This window comes from Mesorhizobium sp. M7A.F.Ca.CA.004.04.2.1, assembly GCF_004022825.1.
In the GTDB taxonomy this organism is placed as follows: domain Bacteria; phylum Pseudomonadota; class Alphaproteobacteria; order Rhizobiales; family Rhizobiaceae; genus Mesorhizobium.
In genome coordinates this window covers 1-2,470 of record NZ_RZPH01000910.1, presented here as the reverse complement: position 1 = coordinate 2,470, position 2,470 = coordinate 1, and the positions used below count along the sequence as shown (strand labels likewise).

The 2,470-nt window shown below is 64.0% G+C and carries 3 protein-coding genes; all 3 read left to right on the top strand.

Translation table 11 applies throughout. From position 1 onward, the window contains the following. A partial coding sequence (locus EN893_RS29045) for a hypothetical protein (RefSeq protein WP_128361986.1) occupies positions 1-477 on the top strand: 477 nt, incomplete at its 5' end. A gap of 26 nt (positions 478-503) precedes the next feature. Continuing rightward, the gene (locus EN893_RS29040) at positions 504-1,571 is read left to right on the top strand and encodes a D-alanine--D-alanine ligase family protein (protein ID WP_127268759.1); all 1,068 of its coding nucleotides are present in this window, start codon (positions 504-506) and stop codon (positions 1,569-1,571) included. Between the two features lie 92 nt (positions 1,572-1,663). Next, positions 1,664-2,470, top strand: an 807-nt coding sequence (locus EN893_RS29035; RefSeq protein WP_164901200.1) for an AI-2E family transporter, incomplete at its 3' end; no start/stop codon positions are given.

Genomic DNA, 2,470 nt, shown 5'->3' with positions numbered 1-2,470 from the left:
GAATATGCGGTCTGGGCGGCCAATATCTGCGGCATGGCGTGCCTGAAGATGATCCTGGCAAGCCGCGGCGAGATCGTGCCGACGATCGAGCTTGCCAGGCGCTGCACCTTATATGGCGGCTATGTCGTCAACGGGGGATCGATCAAGGGGCTGATCTACGCGCCCTTCGTCAGCTTCGTGAAAGAGGTTTTTGGACTCCGGGCCGAGGTGGTGACCAATGTCGCGACGGCCGAGATTCCGGCGATCATGCAGCGGACGCGCTTCTTCATCGCGTCGGTCAGCAGTTCGATCCGCTGGCCCGAGCGCGAGCCGCCCTCGAAGGGCGGTCATCTGGTGCTGGTCACGGCGGCATCCAATCAGGGTTTCCGCTTCCACAACCCGTCCGGCCATGACCCCGCCACACAGGCAGACGCAGTGTTGGCGCCGGCCGATTTCGACCGCTTCTTCGCCAATCGCGGCATTGCCGTCGCCATTTGATTTTTTTTGACAGTCGAGGGATTTCGATGACCGGTAAGACAAGAGTGGCCATCCTCTATGGCGGGCGTTCGGCCGAGCATGACGTGTCGCGCCTGTCGGCCGCCAATGTGCTGAAGGCGATCGACCGGACGCGCTACGACATCGTGCCGATCGCCATTACCAAAAGCGGCAGATGGCTGCTGCAACAACTTGATGACGCGGCAGGGGCGCCGGCATCCGAAGATGGTGCCGAGGTCGCGCTGCTGCCCGGCGGCAAGGGCCGGCTGGTCGCCGTCTCGCGGGATGGTACGCAGCCTGACCTGCCCCCCATCGACGTCGTGTTCCCGGTGCTGCACGGGCCGTTCGGCGAGGACGGCTCGGTGCAGGGCTATGCCGAGGTCGCCGATGTAGCCTATGTCGGCTGCGGCATCCTCGCGTCGGCCGCGGCCATGGACAAGGATGTCGCCAAGCGGCTGATGCGCGAGGCGGGATTGGCGGTTGCCCGCTCCGTCACCGTGCATCGAAACGGCAAGCATTCCTTCCAGGAGATTGCCGGGATGCTCGGCCTGCCGTTCTTCGCCAAGCCGGCGCGCCAGGGCTCGTCCTTCGGGGTCAGCAAGGTGAATGACAGGGATGGCTTCGAGCAGGCCATCGACACGGCTTTCCGCTACGACGGCAAAGTGTTGATCGAGGAATTCGTCGAGGGGCGCGAGATCGAGTTCTCGGTGCTGGAGCGCGCCGACGGGTCGCTGACGGTGTCGCTGCCCGGCGAGATCATTCCGGCCGGCAAGCACGGCTTCTACACCTATGAGGCCAAATATCTCGATGCCGACGGCGCGCTGGTCAAGGTGCCCGCTGATGTCCCGGCCACTGTGGCCGACAAAGCGAGGGAGATGGCGCGTCAGGCTTTTCAGGCGCTCGGCTGCGAAGCCATGGCGCGCGTCGATTTCTTCCTGCGCGCCGATGGCAGCCTGCTCGTCAACGAGGTCAACACCATTCCCGGCTTCACCGACATCTCGATGTATGCCAAGGCGCTGGCGGCGTCAGGCATCGGCTACAGCCAGACCATTGACGTGCTGATCGAGCACGCGCTGGCCAGGCATGCGGCGCGCTGATCCGATCGGTCGAGAGCGGCCGATGCGGCCCGGATCATTGCCTGTGAGCGAGGCGTATTTCATCGTTGGCTAAAGTTGCACGTCCGCTCTATATGCCCGATCATGGCATTTGGCAGGGGAGGCATCACGTGGCCAATCGTCGAAACGGCACGGCGTCTCCGGCTGACGGGCTAGGGGACGCACTTTCAGCAGCCGCGCCCCATCCGCGAACCTCTTTGCCCAATGTGGCGGCCATCGTCACGACGGTGGCCGCACTGTATTTCGGGCGCGAGGTTTTCCTGCCGATCGCGATCGCGCTGCTGCTGACCTTCGCATTGGCGCCGCTTGTCTCAGCTCTTAAAAAAATCGGCATTCCCCGGATTGCCGCCGTCATTGCCAGCGTGCTCGGCGCTTTCGCGGCGCTTGGCCTGTTCTCCTTCATCGTCGCCACGCAGGTCAGCGAACTGGCGCAGAACATCCCGGTCTACCAGACCAACATCCTGACCAAGATCCGCTCGCTCAAGGAAACCGGGGTCGGGGGCGGGATACTTGCCAGATTGAGCCAGGTGGTCGAGCGTGTCGGCCAGGAGATCGACAGGCAGGACGCCACGCTGCCGGCTGCCGCACCGGAAAAGCCTGCGCGTGAGCCGGTGCCTGTCGAGATCGTCGCCCGAGAAAGGCCGCTCCAGGTCCTGCAGAATATCGTCGGGCCGCTGATCAGCCCGCTTGGGTCGGCCGGACTGATCATCGTCGTCGTCATCTTCATGCTGCTCGAGCGGGAGGATCTGCGCGACCGCTTCATCCGGCTTGTCGGCTACGGCGACCTCCACCGCACCACCGAGGCGCTTCAGGATGCCGCCAAGCGGGTGGGCCGCTATCTCTTGATGCAATTGGTCGTCAACATCGTCTACGCCGTACCG

Coding starts and splice junctions, on each gene's coding strand:
- EN893_RS29040 (WP_127268759.1), top strand. CDS start 504: ATGACCGGTAAGACAAGAGTGGCCATCCTCTATGGCGGGCGTTCGGCC.